This is a genomic window from Kitasatospora sp. NPDC004272 (assembly GCF_053603035.1).
This window is the reverse complement of the sequence record NZ_JBSGET010000102.1, coordinates 14,062-30,423: the sequence shown is the minus strand read 5'-3', so window position 1 is coordinate 30,423 and position 16,362 is coordinate 14,062. Positions and strand designations below refer to the sequence as shown.

11 protein-coding genes and 1 tRNA gene are annotated in these 16,362 nt (G+C 73.0%); 6 read left to right on the top strand and 6 right to left on the bottom strand.

Annotated elements, in window-relative coordinates; all coding sequences use genetic code 11:
* Window positions 1-1,742: 1,742 nt before the first annotated feature.
* The gene (locus tag ACWEO5_RS26970; RefSeq protein WP_452164826.1) at window positions 1,743-1,985 is read left to right on the top strand and encodes a hypothetical protein; all 243 of its coding nucleotides are present in this window, start codon (window positions 1,743-1,745) and stop codon (window positions 1,983-1,985) included.
* 2,467 nt (window positions 1,986-4,452) lie between these two features.
* On the opposite strand, the gene ACWEO5_RS26965 is transcribed toward ACWEO5_RS26970, so the two are convergent.
* The 3 genes from ACWEO5_RS26965 to ACWEO5_RS26955 all read right to left on the bottom strand — a co-directional run bounded on the left by ACWEO5_RS26965 (window position 4,453) and on the right by ACWEO5_RS26955 (window position 6,637).
* A tRNA-Pro gene (locus ACWEO5_RS26965) sits at window positions 4,453-4,526 on the bottom strand.
* Between the two features lie 136 nt (window positions 4,527-4,662).
* Entirely contained in the window at window positions 4,663-5,949 is a 1,287-nt protein-coding gene (locus ACWEO5_RS26960) for an MFS transporter (RefSeq protein ID WP_452164825.1), read from the bottom strand.
* Between the two features lie 97 nt (window positions 5,950-6,046).
* Window positions 6,047-6,637 (bottom strand): TetR/AcrR family transcriptional regulator, encoded by a 591-nt coding sequence (locus ACWEO5_RS26955; RefSeq protein ID WP_452164824.1) that lies wholly within the window; start codon window positions 6,635-6,637, stop codon window positions 6,047-6,049.
* 219 nt (window positions 6,638-6,856) lie between these two features.
* Here ACWEO5_RS26955 and ACWEO5_RS26950 point away from each other — a divergent pair, with 219 nt between their 5' ends.
* Window positions 6,857-7,576, top strand: a complete 720-nt coding sequence (locus tag ACWEO5_RS26950) for an SDR family oxidoreductase (RefSeq protein WP_452164823.1) — start codon at window positions 6,857-6,859, stop codon at window positions 7,574-7,576.
* A gap of 131 nt (window positions 7,577-7,707) precedes the next feature.
* Here the strand turns inward: ACWEO5_RS26950 and ACWEO5_RS26945 are convergent, their stop codons facing one another.
* On the bottom strand, window positions 7,708-8,373 hold the full coding sequence (locus tag ACWEO5_RS26945) for a YbhB/YbcL family Raf kinase inhibitor-like protein (RefSeq protein WP_452164822.1): 666 nt from the start codon (window positions 8,371-8,373) through the stop codon (window positions 7,708-7,710).
* A gap of 152 nt (window positions 8,374-8,525) precedes the next feature.
* Here ACWEO5_RS26945 and ACWEO5_RS26940 point away from each other — a divergent pair, with 152 nt between their 5' ends.
* Complete coding sequence (locus tag ACWEO5_RS26940; RefSeq protein WP_452164821.1) at window positions 8,526-9,407, top strand: helix-turn-helix transcriptional regulator; 882 nt, start codon at window positions 8,526-8,528, stop codon at window positions 9,405-9,407.
* 76 nt (window positions 9,408-9,483) lie between these two features.
* Here the strand turns inward: ACWEO5_RS26940 and ACWEO5_RS26935 are convergent, their stop codons facing one another.
* Window positions 9,484-10,182: a type 1 glutamine amidotransferase domain-containing protein gene (locus ACWEO5_RS26935; protein ID WP_452164820.1), complete on the bottom strand. Its 699-nt coding sequence runs from the start codon at window positions 10,180-10,182 to the stop codon at window positions 9,484-9,486.
* Between the two features lie 144 nt (window positions 10,183-10,326).
* Here ACWEO5_RS26935 and ACWEO5_RS26930 point away from each other — a divergent pair, with 144 nt between their 5' ends.
* Window positions 10,327-11,301: a LysR family transcriptional regulator gene (locus ACWEO5_RS26930; RefSeq protein WP_452164819.1), complete on the top strand. Its 975-nt coding sequence runs from the start codon at window positions 10,327-10,329 to the stop codon at window positions 11,299-11,301.
* A 152-nt stretch (window positions 11,302-11,453) separates the two neighbouring features.
* A complete protein-coding gene (locus ACWEO5_RS26925; RefSeq protein ID WP_452164818.1) occupies window positions 11,454-13,526 on the top strand; it encodes a phosphocholine-specific phospholipase C in 2,073 nt (690 codons plus the stop codon).
* On the opposite strand, the gene ACWEO5_RS26920 is transcribed toward ACWEO5_RS26925, so the two are convergent.
* Window positions 13,516-14,940, bottom strand: coding sequence for an MFS transporter (locus ACWEO5_RS26920; RefSeq protein WP_452164817.1), 1,425 nt, complete (start codon window positions 14,938-14,940; stop codon window positions 13,516-13,518). The two genes, ACWEO5_RS26925 and ACWEO5_RS26920, sit on opposite strands and share 11 nt — an antisense overlap.
* Window positions 14,941-15,165: 225 nt before the next feature.
* Here ACWEO5_RS26920 and ACWEO5_RS26915 point away from each other — a divergent pair, with 225 nt between their 5' ends.
* On the top strand, window positions 15,166-16,242 hold the full coding sequence (locus ACWEO5_RS26915) for a helix-turn-helix transcriptional regulator (protein ID WP_452164816.1): 1,077 nt from the start codon (window positions 15,166-15,168) through the stop codon (window positions 16,240-16,242).
* Window positions 16,243-16,362: the final 120 nt, after the last annotated feature.

Below are 16,362 nucleotides of genomic sequence, written 5' to 3'. Positions count from 1 at the left end.
GGAGCATGATGCCAGCACGGCTGTCCCGCCGCACCACATTTCGGTTTCCGTAACAGCCGCCAGGTCTGCGAGGGCAGTTGCGGGACAGCCCTTAGCGCGCAGAGCTTCGCCGGAGTCCGCCCGGCTGTTCCTTCCGCGCGCCGAGTCCTCTCCTAGCGCGCAGAGCTTCGCCGGTCGAACACCTGGGGCGCGAGGAGCAGGGGCGGTCCTCTCCCAGCGCGCAGAGCTTCGCTGGCGGTGACCCAGCGGGCATTGGTCCACGGCTTGTCCTCTCCCAGCGCGGAGAGCTTCGCGGACCGTCGAGGACATCACCACCACCCTCGCCGGGTCCTCTCCAGCGTGCAGAGCTTCGCCGTCGATGCTCAGCAAACTCGTGACGCTCGCGGCGTCCTCTCCCAGGGTGCAGAGCTTCGCCGGACCCGGTCACGAAGCAGTGGCGGGACCTGCCGTCCTCTCCCAGCGCGCAGAGATTCGCCGAGATCGGCCTGTTGGGTCTGCTGCTCCTTGTGGTCCTTTCCCAGCGCGCAGAACTTCGCCGGGCGGATCCGGTAGATGTGTCTCGTGTATCTGGTCCTCTCCCAGCGCGCAGAGCTTCGCCGCTGGCCCGTCAGTACGAACTGTCCGATGGCCGGTCCTCCCTCAATGCGCTGAGCTTCGCCGTCGTAGCGCAGGATCTTGCCCGGCGGGCCCTCGCTCTCTCCCAGTGCACAGAGCTTCGCCGTCGGGGTTCATCGGCAACCTGTCCGGTATCGGGTTCTCTCCCGCCGCGCAGAGCTTCGCCGCCGACCCGGTTGCAGCGGACGCCGTCGAAGACGTCCTCTCCCAGCATGCAAAACTTCGCCGCACTTGTACGAGCAGTACGGGTACTCCGGGCTGTCCTCTCTCAGCGTGCAGAGCTTCGCCGACCGCGGCCCAGACGAACGCGATCCTCGGTGAGTCCTCTCCCAGCGCGCAGAGCTTCGCCGACCGACCGCCAGGAGCACCCGTGAACACCCAGGTCCTCTCCCAGCGCGCAGAGCTTCGCCGCTCCCCACCGCCCGGGCCGCCACCCCGCCCGCGTCCTCTCCCAGCGCGCAGAGCTTCGCCGCGGATGGCTGACGAGTGGCAGGAGCCGGACGAGTCCTCTCCCAGCGCGCAGAGCTTCGCCGAACTTCGGCGGAGACATGCCGCTGCTCATGGTGTCCTCTCCCAGCGCGCAGAGCTTCGCCGGCCGCGGGCTGGTCCCTGCTCGCCATCGGCCGGTCCTCTCCCAGCGCGCAGAGCTTCGCCGGCCGGCCGGTCGAGCCACTTCCCGTGGGCGATGTCCTCTCCCAGCGCGCAGAGCTTCGCCGCACCCGCGCTACAAGATCTCCGACGACAAGGCGTCCTCTCCCAGCGCGCAGAGCTTCGCCGTCGACCTTGGACGTCGACTGCATCAGGTCCATGTCCTCTCCCAGCGCGCAGAGCTTCGCCCCCACACGGACCAGGGGTCCTGTTGCCGGGCAGGTCCTCTCCCAGCGCGCAGAGCTTCGCCGGTTGGCGTCGAGGTGCCGATGAACGCGCTGCTGTCCTCTCCCAGCGCGCAGAGCTTCGCCGGACACCCTGACGCCCCGCGAGGCGAGGTAGGAGTCCTCTCCCAGCGCGCAGAGCTTCGCCGTCGGGGTTCATCGGTAACCTGTCCGGTATCGGGTTCTCTCCCAGCACGTAGAACTTCGCCGCGGTACGCGGTGGTCTGCCAGTGCCTGCCCGATTCCTCTCCCAGCGTGCAGAGCTTCGCCGCCGTTGAAGAGGAGGGCAATCACGCTGCCGACGTCCTCTCCCAGCGCGCAGAGCTTCGCCGGGTGCTGACCAGTGATCAACCCTCCCTCCACCGTTCTCTCCCAGCGCGCAGAGCTTCGCCGATCACGGCGGTGATCGGGTTGGACAGCGCGGCGTTCTCTCGCAACGTGCAGAGCTTCGCCGGACGGCCCGTGCGTGATGATGCGGATGATGTCGGCCTCTCCTAGCGTGCAGAGCTTCGCCGACGAGGGCCGGGCTTCGGCTGGCGAACCGCTGGCCCTCTCCCAGCCCGCAGAGCTTCGCCATCCCCTACTACCGCCAGACCCTGGCCGAACTGGTCCTCTCCCAGCGCGCAGAGCTTCGCCGGTGAGTGATGGCCGGGTACATCACGTTGTCCGGTCCTCTCCCAGCGCGCAGAGCTTCGCCGACCCGCGAGAGCGAGTTCGGAGCGGGGATGGTGTCCTCTCCCAGCGCGCAGAGCTTCGCCGGCCCGTAGCGGCATCCGGGGCGTCACCCGCACGTCCTCTCCCAGCGCGCAGAGCTTCGCCGGCGCTGGCCGATGCCGCCCCCAAACCGCAGCTGTCCTCTCCCAGCGCGCAGAGCTTCGCCGCCCTCCCGCAGCAAGGCCGCGCAGAAGCAGCTGTCCTCTCCCAGCGCGCAGAGCTTCGCCTTACGTGCAGGCGCCGCAGTACGACGCCACCGTGTCCTCTCCCAGCGCGCAGAGCTTCGCCGATGATCAGGCCCACGATCACGTTCCGGATGCCGTCCTCTCCCAGCGCGCAGAGCTTCGCCGTGCTCCGCCAGGCCCGGCATGACGCGCCGCTGGTCCTCTCCCAGCGCGCAGAGCTTCGCCGCCGGCCTTCGCCATCTTGAAGGGCAGCATCTGGTCCTCTCCCAGCATGCAGAGCTTCGCCGGCCTGGGAAGCCGCGCGTGCCTTCGTGGACTAGTCCTCTCCCAGCGCGCAGAGCTTCGCCGTTGGTGGACTCACGGTGTGGGGGCAGGGACAGGTCCTCTCCCAGTACGCAGAGCTTCGCCGCTGAGGAGAACCTCGGCTCGAACAGGGGATTCGGTCCTCTCCAAGCGCGCAGAGCTTCGCCGAAGAAGGCGCTGTGGGTGCCGTTCGGCACCAGTTCCTCTCCCAGCGCGCAGAGCTTTGCCGGCCCGTGCCTCGGAGAGCGCCAGCGGCTGCTTGTCCTCTCCCAGCACGTAGAGCTTCGCCGACCAGCACCGCGTCCTCGCAGGCGATGTACAGGTCCTCTCCCAGCGCGCAGAGCTCCGCCGCCGCGCGGACGGGTGCGGGTGTAGACGCGGCCGTCCTCTCCCAACACGCAGAGCTTCGCCGTGGCCGCTGCCGACCGCGGGCACCGGGTGGAAGTTCTCTCCCCGCGCGCAGAGCTTCGCCGTCGTCAAAGGTGGCGTCCACCGGCCGGAGGCCGTTCTCTCCCCGCGCGCAGAGCTTCGCCGACGGTGTCCATCGGCATGCACCAGCCCGGGCGGTCCTCTCCCAGCACGCAGAGCTTCGCCGTACCGCACCGTCGCCCCGAGCATCACCGACAAGTCCTCTCCCAGCGTGCAGAGCTTCGCCAGGCACCCCGGCGACGGTGGGCCGGGTAATCCGGTCCTCTTCCAGCACGCAGAGCTTCGCCGGTCTTAGCGAGCAACGCGGTGGACGAGGGCAAGTCCTCTCCTAGCCCGCAGAGCTTCGCCGTGCATGTTGACGGCCTGCAGTTTGGCGCACCCGCCCTCTCCCAGCACGCAGAGCTTCGCCGGTGACCACCTCGGCCGCCAGGTCCTCTCCCAGCGCGCAGAGCTTCGCCGACCATCCTGACGCGATCAGTTGAGTCGCTGGTGTCCTCTCTCAGCACGCAGAGCTTCGCCGAATAGGTCCCCTGACGCCGCCGAGCGGGATTGGTCCTCTCCCAGCGCGCAGAGTTTCGCCGCAGCTCGGCGTCGGAATGACCGGCCTGATCAAGCCTCTCCCAGCTCGCAGAGCTTCGCCGACGGCAGTTCCCGACGTCATGGAGATACTCGCGTCCTCTCCCAGCGTGCAAAGCTTCGCCGGTGATCGCGCTGTTGGTGCCGCAGCCGCCCAGGTCCTCTCCCAGCGGGCTGGGTACGGGTCGCCGATCCCGCCGTCGCGCATCGAGTCGGTCGCCTTCCCCGGCCACTCCGCCTTCGACCGGCTCGGCCTTCCCGGCACGTAAGCGGATGGAGGAGCACTTGCCCCGGGTCAAGTGGGCCGCCAGCAGGACAGCCTGGGCACGGGGTGCGGGGCTGTGCGCAGAGTGGTCGCATCTGCAGGCAGTCACACAGAGCAACTGTCCCGGCCGAAGCGTCCCCACGTCGCCGGAGCCGCCCAGCGGTCAGGGGTGCCGTTCGGCACGCTTCTCTCTTGACGTCACGCCGCCACCTGACAGCCCGTCAGCTATGGCCAACTTTCGCCACACAAGCGGGATTTCTGCCAAAATCATGGCCGGAAATCGCTTATTACGATTCCGCATCGACTACCGAGAGTGACCATGAAATCGGGCAAATCGGGTCCGGTCAAGGAGGGCTACCCCCGGAATCCGGGGCCCTGGTCCCAAACTGGTCCCAAACAGCATGCGAACCGATTTTCGCGGTCCCTGACGCCCCGTCATGCAAAAGGCCGCTGACCTGGGATTTCTCCCGGCCAACGGCCTTTCCGACTCACGTCGGGACGACAGGATTTGAACCTGCGACCCCTTGACCCCCAGTCAAGTGCGCTACCAAGCTGCGCCACGTCCCGTGGTCGTCTGCCCGGTGGCCCTCGCGGGCTCCTTGGCTTTCTGACCTCGTCCCCGATCTCTCGGCGACGTGGAAAACAATACAGCACGTCGGGGGGTGCTCGCTGCCAGGTTTCGGGGTGCGGCGGGTGGGTGGGGTCAGGGTGTGGGGTGGCGGGCGTCGTAGCGGAGGAAGCCGGGGCGGCGGGCGGCGAGGTAGAGGACGACGGCGACGCAGGCGAGGCCGCCGGTGAGGATGGAGAGGGTGGGGGTGGTGAGGGTGGCGACGGTGCCGGATTCGAAGTCGCCGAGGCGGGGGCCGCCAGCGACGACGACGATGAAGACGCCTTGGAGCCGGCCGCGCATCTCGTCGGGGGCGGCGACCTGCATCATCGTGTTGCGGAAGATCATCGAGACGGTGTCGGCGCAGCCGGCCGCGGCGAGCAGGAGCAGGCCGAGCGGGAGGTTGCGGACGAGTCCGAAGGCGGCGATCGCCAGGCCCCAGGCGGCGACGGAGGCGAGGACGGCGACGCCGTGGCGGTGGATGCGGCCGATCCAGCCGGAGAAGAGGCCGCCGGCGAGGGCGCCGACGGCGGGGGCGGCGGCGAGCAGGCCGACGGTGCCGGCGTCGCCGCCATAGAAGGGCAGGACGATCGCGGGGAAGAGGGCGCGCGGCAGGCCGAAGATCATCGCGGCGAGGTCGGCGGCGAAGGAGGTCCGCAGGTTGGGCTGGCCGCGCAGGAAGCGCAGGCCGTCGAGGACGGTGGCGCGCTTGCCGGTGGTGCTCTGCGGGAGCATCGCGGGCAGGCGCCACATCGCGTAGAGGGTGGCGGTGAAGGCGACGGTGTCGACCAGGTAGGCGCTCTGCACCCCGTACGCGGCGATGGCGACGCCGCCGAGCAGCGGGCCGACGGTCTGGCCGAGGTTCATGCCGATGGTGTTGAGGGCGTTGGCGGCGGGCAGCTGCTCGCGCGGGACGAGTCGCGGGATCATCGAGGAGCGGGCGGGCGAGCTGACCGCGAAGAAGCCGCCCTGGAGCGCGACGGCGGCGTAGAGCAGGGGGATGGAGCCCAGGTGGAGCAGGGCCTGGGCGGCGAGCAGGGCGGAGACGGCGGCGAGGCCGGCGGAGCCGATCAGGCCGAGGCGGCGGCGGTCGACGCGGTCGGCGATGGCGCCGCCGTACAGGCCGAAGACGACCAGCGGCACCAGGGAGAAGAGTCCGACCAGGCCGGTGAGGAAGGCGGAGCGGCTGAGGGCGTAGACCTGGATGCCGACCGCGAGGGCGGTCATCTGCTGGCCGATCGAGGAGACCGTCTGCCCGAACCAGAGCCGGCGGTAGTCGGGGCTGCGGCGCAGCGGGGTGAGGTCGGCGAAGGCGCCGCGGGTGAAGCGGCGCAGTCCGGACGCGGCGGGCGGGGACGGTCGGGAGGGCGTTTCGGTTGGCACCCCGCCATGCTCGTTCAGGCGTTCGACGGCCGTGCGGGCGGGGTGGGCTCGGACATCTGGCGCAACAAACGGCCGCGGTCGGGCCGGTGCGGCGGGGTCAGCGCAGCAGGGTGCGGGTGAGGAGTTCGGCGAGCCGGTCGTCGAGGGGGTCGCCGGTGGCGAGCAGCCGGTACCAGAGGAGGCCGAAGGCGAGGTCGACGGCGGCGGTGGGGGTGAGGTGGGGGGCGAGCGCGCCGGCGGCGTGGGCGCGGGCGGTGAGGACGCCGAGCGCTTCGCGGCGGGGGGTGAGCAGGGTGCGGTGGAAGCGCTCGCCGAAGGCGGGGTCGATCTGGGCCTCGGCCATCAGGGCGCGCAGGGCGTCGGTGGTGGGCGGGGTGGCGGCGGCGAAGGTGGCGGCAAGGAAGCCGTGCAGGTCGGCGGCGTGGTCGCCGGTGTCGGGCAGCGGGATGCGCTGCCGGGCGTGCGCGGTGACGGCTTCGAGCAGGACGTCGGCCTTGCCGGGCCACCAGCGGTAGAGGGTCTGCTTGCCGGTGCCGGCCCGGGCGGCGATGCCCTCGACGGTGAGGCGCGCGTACCCGGCCTCGCCGAGCAGTTCGTACGCGGCGGCGAGGATCGCGCGGCGGCTCTCCTCGCTGCGCCGGCGCCCGGGGCGCAGCGGAGTTGACGCATCGTCAGGTTCTTCGGCCATCTCGGCCACCTCCACCACTCCGGTCGTCCCGGCCGGTCCGTTCGGCTTCCGCGCCGGCTCCCGGCCCGATCCTCGATTCGCTTGCCCGTTCACGGGGACCACGCTACCGTAATTCGAGACGAGACGTCGCGGTTCGAAATTGGAGCCGACCGACTCTCGTCCCACCGAGGAGGCTCCCAACGACGGAGCACAGACGGAGCACAGGGGAGAGGGCACCACATGAGCGAGCGCACCGCACTGGTCGTCGGCGGCACTTCGGGCGTCGGACTGGCCACCGCCCGCCAACTGCGCGCCCGGGGGGCCGTGGTGCACGTGGCGGGCCGCAGCAAGGAGCGGCTGGAGGCGCTGGCGGCGAGCGACCCGGAGCTGATCGGACACCGGGCAGACGGCGGCGACCGCGAACAGATCGCCGAAGTCCTCGACACCATCGGCAGGTTGGACTGGCTGGTGGTCTCACTGAGCGGCGCCGAGGGCGCGGGGCCGTTCGCCGAACTCGACCTCACCTCCCTGCGCGGCGCCTTCGAGGCCAAGTTCTGGGGGCAGTTGACGACCGTGCAGGCGGCACTGCCGCACCTGTCCGAGGACGGATCGGTCACCCTGGTCACCGCGATCTCGGCGCGCGCGGGCCTGCCGGGCACCGCCGGGCTGGCCGCGGTGAACGGGGCGCTGGAGGCGATGATCCGGCCGCTCGCCCTGGAGTTGGCCCCGCGCCGGATCAACGCGGTCTCCCCCGGACTGGTCGACACCCCGTGGTGGAGCGGCCTGCCGCAGGACGCCCGGGAGGCGTACTTCGCCCAGGCCGCCGCCCAGTTGCCGACCCGCCGGATCGCCTCCGCGGAGGACGTCGCCGAGGCCGTCGTGCTCGCCGCGACCAACCGCAACCTCACCGGCACCGTCCTGGAGACCGACGGCGGCCTGCGCCTCTCCCCGCCCAAGTGACCCGCCCCCGGCCGGCCCGGCCGGGCGGTCCGGCCGAGCAGCCCACCCGAGCAGCCCGGTCGGACCGCCCGCGCGCAGCCAGCCAGCCAGCCAGCCAGCCAGCCGCCAAGTAGCCTTCGGGAGGCCGGAGTTCAGCGGGCGGCCAGCACCGTGGTCTGCGCGTAGCCGATGACGTGGCCGCTCATCCCGAAGGCGGTGACGGCCGCGGGGGTGGTGGCGGGCTGCGCCAGGCTCGGCGTGTCCAGGGCGTACACGGTGATCCGGTAGTGGTGCGGACGGTCGCCGACGGGCGGGCACGGGCCCAGGTAGCCCTGCACGCCCGCGTCGTCGGTGCCGGCCACCGCGCCGGCCGGCAGGGTCTTCCCCAGGCCGGTGGCACCGGCGGGGACGTCCCAGACCAGCCAGTGCCAGAAGCCGGAGCCGGTCGGCGCGTCCGGGTCGAACATGGTGACGGCGAAGCTCCGGGTGCCGGCCGGGGCGCCGCGCCACTCCAGGCGCAGCGGCTGGTTGCCGCCGTTGCAGCCGAACGCGTTCGCCCAATTGGCCTGCGGGAAGCTGCCGTTCACCAGGTCGGGGCTGCTGACCGTGAACCGCTTCGCGTCCGTCGGGATCCCGGAGCTGACCGAGACCCGCCCGAACTCCTTGGCCTCGCCGCGCACCTTCGCACTCGAATCGGCGGCCCCCAGCAGGGTCAGCGCGGCGGCGGCGGACAGCAGGACGGCGGCGGTGCGGGACGGCCGCGACCACCCGGCGGCGGCAGGGGCAGTGGCAGTGGTCGTACGGGGTGAACGTGACATGGCGCGGGGCTCCCAGTCGGTCGGCGGATCTTGCTTCGACGCCCCAACCCTCGCCCACCGCAGCGCACTCGGGGAGGCCCTCCGGATGGTGGCATTCGGCGTACCAGCCTCGGCGCTGGACGGATCGCCCGGCGGCCGTCGATGATCGGGGCATGACCGGACGCGTACCACCCCGCCAGGGCGAACTGGCCGCCTTCCTCCGGGCCAAGCGCGCCCGGCTGCAGCCCGAGGACGCCGGGCTGCAGCGCGGGCCGCGCCGCCGCACCCCGGGGCTGCGCCGCCAGGAGGTCGCCCAGCTCGCCGCCGTCAGCGTGGAGTGGTACGTCCGCCTGGAGCAGGGCCGGGTCGGCACCCCGGGCGCCGCCGTCCTGGACGCCCTCGCCGAGGCGCTGCGCCTCACCCCGGACGAGCACCGGCACCTGCACCTGCTCGCCCGCGGCGAGAGCCCCGTACTGCCCGCGCGCGGCCCCCGACGCCCCGAGGTTCCCGCCTCGCTGCGCCAACTCCTGGACGGCATACCGCTGTTCCCCGCCTACCTGACCGACCACCGGCTCGACGTGCTGGCCCACAACGCGGCCGCCCGGGCCCTGTTCGGACCGGAGTTCGGCACCGGGACGGCCGACAACACCGCCCGGATGCTCTTCCTCGACCCGGCGACCCGCGCCACCCAGCTCGACTGGCCCCGGGTCGCCCGGGAGACCGTCGGCCAGCTCCGCACCTCCGCCGCCCACCACCCGGACGACCCCCGCCTGGCCGCCCTCCTCGCCGAACTCCGCACTCACAGCCCGGAGTTCACCCTGTGGTGGGACGACCACACCGTCCTGGAGCGCACCACCGGCTCCAAGCGCGTCCAGCACCCCGACGCCGGCCCCCTGCTGCTCCACTACGACATCCTCACCACCGGCCCGCACCGCCTCTTCACCCTCACCCCCGCCGACCCGGCCACCGACCACGCCCTGCGCCGCCTCGTCACCACCCACACCGCCGCCCGCACCGCCACCGACCCCACCGTCCGCCCGATCACCGCGGCCTGAGCGCGGCACCTGCCGGGCGCCGCATCCGTCCGACGGTGGGCAACGGCCGACAGGGGCCGGCCGGGGCCGACCCGTCTCAGCCCAGTTGCTTCAGCAGTTCCCGGGCCAGCAGGGCCGAGGAGGCCGGGTTCTGGCCGGTGATGAGGTTGCCGTCGACGACGACGTGCGGGGCCCAGGGGGCGGCGGTGTCGAGGGTGAGGCCGGCTTCGGCGAGGCGGGTCTGGAGGAGCCACGGGGCGCGATCGGCGAAGCCGGCCAGGGTCTCCTCGGCGTCGGTGAAGGCGGCGATCCGGCGGCCCGCGAAGGCATTGCGGCCGGTGGCGGGGTCGACGGCGGCGAGCAGCGCGGCGGGGCCGTGGCAAAGGACGGCGAGCGGCTTGCCGGAGGCGAGGGCGCGGGTGAGCAGACGGCCGGAGGCGGCGTCCCGGGCGAGGTCCTCCATCGGGCCGTGGCCGCCGGGGTAGAGGACGGCGTCGTAGTCGTCGAGGTCGACGTCGGCGATGGCCAGCGGGTGGTCGAGTGCGGTCATCTCGGCCAGCGCGTCGGCGAGTTCGCGGGCCCCTGCGGCGCCGCCGTTGGCGTCGGGCCCGAGGCTGGCCGGGTCGACGGGCGGGACGACGCCGCCGGGGGTGGCGACGGTGACCTGGTGGCCGTCCGCACGCAGGGCGCGGTACGGGGTGGCGGCCTCCTCGGCCCAGTAGCCGGTGGGGTGTTCGGTGCCGTCGGTGAGCGTCCAGCGGTCGGCGCCGGTCATCACGAACAGGATCTTCGACATCTCGGGTTCCTCCGGGGGCGGGCTGCGTCGTGGTTGCGTTCCGACCGTAGACCGGCCCGCCCATCGGAATCCAATGGGTGATCCGATGGGAGCCATCGGTTCTCCGATGGCTGCGGCCGCCCGCTCCACCGCTACGCTCGCCCGATGGACGCTCCCCCGCCGGCCCCTGCCCCCGAACCGCCAGCCGCAGCCCCCGCACCCGCCCCCGAATCACCGGCCCCCGCCACCGAGCCGCCGGACCTCAATCAGCTGCGCACCTTCCTCGCGGTGTACCGCCTGGGCTCGTTCACCGCGGCCGCCCGCCGACTCGGCCTGTCCCAGTCGACGGTGACCGCCCAGGTCCGCGCGCTGGAGCGGCGCCACGGACGGGAGTTGTTCGAGCGGCAGGCCCGTGGTGCGGTGGCGCTGCCCGCGGCGGACGAGTTGGCGGCGCGGGTCGCCGAGCCGCTGGACCGGTTGGCCGACGCGACGGAGCGCCGCCCGGCAGCCGGGCCGGTGCACCTGGCCGGGCCGGCGGAGCTGCTCGGCACGCTGGTGCTGCCCGCACTCGCCCCGCTGGTCGCGTCCGGGGTGCGGCTGCGGGTGGCCACCGGGCTGACCGATCCGCTGCTGGACGAACTCCGTTCCGGGCGGCACGACTTGCTGGTCGCCACCCGCCGCCCGACCGGTCGGGCCCTGACCGCCGTACCGCTGGCGGACGAGGAGTTCGTCCTGGTCGCCGCACCCGGCTGGACGGGCCGCCCACCCGCCTCGGATCCGGGCCCGGCGGACCTGGCCGAGGCGCTCCCCCGGCTGCCGCTGGTCAGCTACGCCGAGGACCTGCCGATCGTCCGCCGCTACTGGCGGCACGTCTTCGGCCGTCGGCTGCACGCCAGGGCCGCCGTCACGGTACCCGACCTGCGGGCGGTGCGCTCGGCGGTGGCGGCCGGGGCGGGCTGGAGCGTGCTGCCCACCTACCTGTGCCGGGAGGAGCTGGCGGCCGGCGCACTCGTCCCGCTGCTGCTGCCGGAGGACCCTCCGATCAACACCGCGTACCTGGTGCACCGCCCGGAACCCGCCCCGAACCCGCACCTGGCCGCCGTCCGGGAGCGGTTGCTGGCCGCCGCCCGCCGCTGGTGACCCGACCGAACCGGGCGCACTTGTCCGGACAACTAGAGGCGTTCGTCCGCCGTACGCCGGCCGGACACGAGCGGGACGACGGGGGGTACCCCGGGGGCGCTGTTCTGGGGGACGCCCCCTCGTCCGTCCCCCTCCGTAGAGGTCGTGTCCCCATGGCTGCTGAACCGAACGAACCGAACCGGCGTCGTTTCCTCCAACTGGCGGGCGCGGGCCTGGCGTTCTCCGCGCTGGCCCCCAGCATCGCGCGGGCCGCCTCGATCGCCCCGCAGGGCGGTACGGGCACCATCCAGGACGTGCAGCACGTCGTGGTGCTGATGCAGGAGAACCGGTCCTTCGACCACTACTTCGGCTCGCTGAAGGGCGTGCGCGGCTTCGGCGACCCGCGGCCGGTGACGCTGCCGAGCGGGAAGCCGGTCTGGTACCAGGCGAACAGCGCGAAGAAGGAGGTGCTGCCGTTCCGGCCTCAGGTGAACGACCTCGGGATGCAGTTCGTCCAGGACCTCAACCACGACTGGGCGGGCGGTCACAAGGCGTTCAACGGCGGCAAGTACGACCAGTGGGTCCCGGCCAAGACGGCCACCACGATGGCGTACCTGACCCGGCAGGACATCCCGTTCCACTACGCGCTGGCCGACGCGTTCACGCTGTGCGACGCGTACCACTGCTCGTTCATCGGCTCCACCGACCCGAACCGCTACTACATGTGGACGGGCTACACCGGCAACGACGCGACCGGCGGCGGGCCGGTGCTGGGCAACCAGGAGGCGGGCTACTCCTGGACGACCTACCCGGAGCGGTTGGAGGCGGCCGGCGTGTCCTGGCGGATCTACCAGGACGTCGGCGACGGCCTGGACGCGGCCGGCTCCTGGGGCTGGATCAGTGACGCCCACCGCGGCAACTACGGCGACAACTCGCTGCTGTACTTCAACAATTACCGCAACGCCAAGCCCGGTGACGCGCTGTACGAGAAGGCCCGCACCGGGACGAACGCCAAGGCCGGCGACGGCCTGTTCGACCAGCTCCGCCGCGACGTCACGGCCGGGACGCTGCCGCAGGTGTCCTGGATCGTCGCCCCGGAGGCGTACACCGAGCACCCCAACTGGCCCGCCAACTACGGTGCTTGGTACGTCTCGCAGGTGCTGGACGCGCTCACCTCGAACCCGGACGTGTGGGCCCGCACCGCGCTGTTCATCACCTACGACGAGAACGACGGCTTCTTCGACCACGTGGTGCCGCCGTTCCCGCCCGCCTCGGCGGGCCAGGGCCTGTCCACGGTCGCCACCGGCGCCGACTCCTTCGCGGGGAACGCGAGTTACGCCGCCGGACCGTACGGCCTGGGGCAGCGGGTGCCGATGCTGGTGGTCTCGCCGTGGAGCACCGGCGGCTACACCTGCTCGGAGACCTTCGACCACACCTCGATCATCCGCTTCATCGAGCAGCGCTTCGGCGTCGCCGAACCGCACATCTCCCCCTGGCGGCGGGCCATTTGCGGCGACCTCACCTCCGCCTTCGACTTCACCGCGAGCAACCCCGCCCCGGCCGCGCTGCCCTCCACCGCCGGCTACCTGCCCGCCGACCGCAACCGGCACGCCGACTACGTGCCCACCCCGCCCGCGACCGGCACCATGCCGCGGCAGGAGGCCGGCACCAAGCCCACCCGTCCGCTCAAGTACGCGCCGTACGTGGACGGTTCGGCCGACATCTCGACCGGCAAGTACGCCCTCGCGTTCAGCGGCGGACCGGCCGCGGGCGCCCAGTTCCTGGTCACCTCGGCGAACCGCACCGACGGCCCGTGGACGTACACCGCCGAGGCCGGCAAGTCCGTCTCCGACGCCTGGAACACCAGCTACTCCAAGGGCGTCACCGACCTCACCGTGTTCGGCCCGAACGGCTTCCTGCGCCGCTTCCGCAACCCCGGCAAGACCGCGGGCCCCGAGGTCACCGCCCGGCACGACGCCGCCACCGGCAACCTCGCCCTGACCTTCACCAACCCGGCCGGCGCCGACGCCGTCCTCACCGTCACCAACGCCTACGCGGGCACCCCGCAGACCGTCACCGTCCGCAGGGGCGCCACCGTCGCCCTCACCGTCGACCTCTCCAGCTGCCGCCACTGGTACGACCTCACCGTCACCTCCGACCGGAGCACCGACTTCGTCCGCCGCCTGGCCGGCCACGTCGAGACCGGCGCCCCGTCCCTCTCCGACCCGGGCCTGCTCACCTACTGACGCCCGCCGCCCCCTGGTCGCCGCCCAGGCCCGGCCGCCGACCGGCGGCGCGGAAGCCGAGTCCGCCGGCGGCGACCAGGGTGGCGAGCAGGGACCAGAAGAGCGTGCCGTGCTGCTCGATCAGGGTGCCGACCAGCAGGGGGCCGCCGATCGCGGACACCGCCCAGGCCAGGTTGACCAGGGCCAGGAAGCGGCCGTGGGCGGCGGCCGGGGCCGCGGTCGCGGCGATCGCGGTGCAGGCCGGGCCGGCCAGGAGCTGGCCGGCGGTGAACAGCGGCACCGCGCCGAAGACCGACCAGGCCCGGCCGCCGCCGAACGCCAGCGCGGCGATCGCCGCGGCCATCAGCGCGGACGCCCAACCCACCACCCTGGTACGGGAGAAGACCACCAGCCGGGCCGTCGTCGCGGACTGCGCCAGCACGATCAGCACGGCGTTCAGGGTCAGCGCCGTGGACGGCACCCAGGCCGGCAGCCCGGCCACCTTCACCAGGTACACCGGCAGCACCACGGTGGGGACCAGCCAGCCGAACCCGAGCGCGGCCTGCGCCGCCAGCAGCCCCAGCAAGCGCCGTTCGCGCAGCAGCGTCCCCCACCCCGGGGCATCCGCCGGACCACCGGAACGCGAGCCCGGACGCGAGCCCGGAAGCGAGTCCGGCAGCGCCCCCGGACGCCCCGCGGGCGAGCCCGGACGCCCCCCGCGCGGACCGGAACGCGGGCCCGGTGCGAGCAGCAGGACGGCCGCCGCCACGCTGGTCGCCGCGTTCACCGCGACCACCGCCACCGCCGCGCCCGGCCACCCGGTGCCCAGCAGCAGGCCGCCGGCCGCACCGCCCAGACCGGCGGCGGCGTTGCTGCCGGCCGTGGTGAACGCGTACCAGCGGTCCAGTTCGGCGCCCTCGGCCAGGTCCGCGACGAAGCCCGGCCAGGCGGCGAAGTATAGCCGTTCCGCGGACAGCACCACCAACATCGCGGCGACCAGCCCGGACAGCGAGTCGACCAGCAGGTAGCCGAGGTAACCGGCCGCCGCCAGCAGGTTGTTGGCGATCAGCGAGGTGCGCGCGCCCCAGCGGTCGACCAGCGCACCGGCCAGCGGGGCGAGCGGCAGCGACAGCAGGGTGGCCAGCGAACTGCCGAACCCGACCTGGACGACGGTCAGTCGGGTGGTGAGGACGAAGAACAGGAAGGACAGCGGCACGAACATCCCGACCCCGAACGCGTCGAGCACGGTCGCCGCCACGATCCGCCGGTGCCCGGTCAGGTCCGGCACCCCGAACCGGACCCGCCACCGGGCAGCCGGAGCGGGCGACGGGACGGCGGGAGACGGAGCCGCGGGCAATGGGACGGCGGACGACAGGACGGCGGGCGACGGGGTCGCGGGAGGAGTGCGGGCGGGGGTGGAGAGCGCGTGGGCCATGCCCATCACCTTCGGCGAGCCGCCCGCCCGCCCACCAGAGCGGACGGTGTCCGAACCCTGCACTGCCGGTTCCGGCCAGGGGCACCGGCCGTAGCTCGCGCCCTTTGACACCGGGCGCCCCAATGGTCTAGACCTACCCCAGACCGGTGTCACGGGCGGACGGAGGAATGGCGGCGATGCACACGGTGACCCGTCACGGCCGCCGCACCCCGGACGTCGGCTGACATGCCCGTCGCCCTCCAGGCGTTCGGCCTGAGCGAACCGGCCGACCGGCTCTACCGCGAACTGCTGCGCGCCCCGGACGCGGCGGACGCCGTCCTGATCGCCCGCCTCGGCCTGACGCCGGACCAACTGCATTCCGCCCGCCAGGAGTTGATCGCCCTCGAACTGCTCCGGCCGCCCTGGGACGACCCGACCGTCCTCCACCCGGTGGTCCCGGAGCTCGGCCTGGCCGCGTTACTGGCCCGCCGCGAGGCCGAACTGCTGGCGCACCGGCAGGAGTTCGAGCAGGCCCGGGCGGCCTTAGGGCAACTGCGCGCCGAGGTCGCGGCCGAACGCCGCCACACCCGCACCGAGAACCTGATCGGAACGGACGCGATCCGCGACCGGCTGACCGAACTCGGCGCGGGCACGGCCTCCCAGGCCCTGGTCCTCTCCCCCGCAACCGGACCCACCGCCGACCCGACCGCCGACTCCGCCACCGAACCGACCACCGGACCGGGCGGCACCACAACCCCGAGCACCCCCGCCCGCACCCCCGCCCGCACCCCTGCGGCCACCCTGCCGGACGAGTCGCTCTGCACCGAACTACTGCGCCGAGGCGTTGAGTTGCGCACCCTGTTCGTCGACGCGGTCCGCCGCCACCCGCCCACCGTGGAGTACGCCCGCCGGCTGGTCGAGCTCGGCGGCCAGGTCCGTACCGTGCCCGCGCTACCGCTGCGCATGGTCGTGCTGGACCGGGAGACCGCCCTGCTGCCGCTCGACCCGGAGCGCGCGGACACCGCCACCGTGCTGCACGGGCGCGGGCCGGTCGCCGCGCTGTGCGCGCTGTTCGACGGGCTGTGGCACAGCGCCGCCCCGCTCTGCCACCCCCGGGGCCGCGACCCGAACGGCATGACGGCGCAGCACTACGCGCTGCTGCGGATCCTCCAGCAGGGCGACACCGACGTGGTCGCGGCCCGCAAACTCGGCGTCTCCGAGCGGACCGTCCGGCGGCTGAGCGCCGAGGCGCTGGAGGTGCTGGGCGCCCGCAGCCGCTTCCAGGCCGGGGCCCGGGCCACCGAACGCGGCTGGCTGCACTGACGGCCCCCGCCCGCCCCCGCAGCAACCCGCAGTCGGCACAGCAGCCCGAGCCCGAGCCCGCGCTCCCCGGCAACCGGCAACCGGCCCCCGCCCCCCGGCGACCGGCGACCGGCGACCGGC